This is a genomic window from Enterococcus spodopteracolus (genome assembly GCF_030441955.1).
In the GTDB taxonomy this organism is placed as follows: domain Bacteria; phylum Bacillota; class Bacilli; order Lactobacillales; family Enterococcaceae; genus Enterococcus_B; species Enterococcus_B spodopteracolus.
This window is the reverse complement of the sequence record NZ_JARJHD010000070.1, coordinates 1-643: the sequence shown is the minus strand read 5'-3', so window position 1 is coordinate 643 and position 643 is coordinate 1. Positions and strand designations below refer to the sequence as shown.

Below are 643 nucleotides of genomic sequence, written 5' to 3'. Positions count from 1 at the left end.
CATTACGCATCGCTATTACGGGGTTGGAGGTCAATGGGTTCAGGATGCAGGTGAGTATCTGCATATGATGTCTGACGCTGGCATTCGCATCAAAGGAGAGTGAGATCGGTTTTGTAAAAGATAACGCTTGTGAAAATGCTGAATTTCGCGTCGTCTTCACAGCGATGCCAGAGTCTGTAGTGTCAGATGATGACCGTACTCAAACATCGGGTTGAGTATTATCTTACTGTTTCTTTACATAAACATTGCTGATACCGTTTAGCTGAAACGACATACATTGCAAGGAGTTTATAAATGAGTATCAATGAGTTAGAGTCTGAGCAAAAAGATTGGGCGTTATCAATGTTGTGCAGATCCGGTGTCTTGTCTCCATGCAGACATCACGAAGGTGTTTATGTAGATGAAGGTATAGATATAGAGTCGGCATACAAATATTCCATGAAGGTTTATAAGTCTAATGAAGACAAATCCCCATTCTGCAATGTGCGAGAAATGACTGATACCGTGCAAAATTATTATCACGAGTACGGTGGAAACGATACTTGCCCTCTCTGTACAAAACATATAGATGATTAAACCCAATATTACATAACAATCCTCGCACTCGCGGGGATTTATTTTATCTGAACTCGCTACGGCGGGG

1 protein-coding gene is annotated in these 643 nt (G+C 41.5%); it reads left to right on the top strand.

Going from position 1 to position 643, the window contains the following annotated elements:
- Window positions 1-294: 294 nt before the first annotated feature.
- Window positions 295-576: an Ea8.5 family phage-derived protein gene (locus tag P3R27_RS14540; protein ID WP_000026224.1), complete on the top strand. Its 282-nt coding sequence runs from the start codon at window positions 295-297 to the stop codon at window positions 574-576.
- Window positions 577-643: the final 67 nt, after the last annotated feature.

Bases quoted from the DNA above. Each gene is read 5' to 3' on its own strand.
- P3R27_RS14540 (WP_000026224.1), top strand. From the start codon at position 295: ATGAGTATCAATGAGTTAGAGTCTGAGCAAAAAGATTGGGCGTTATCA.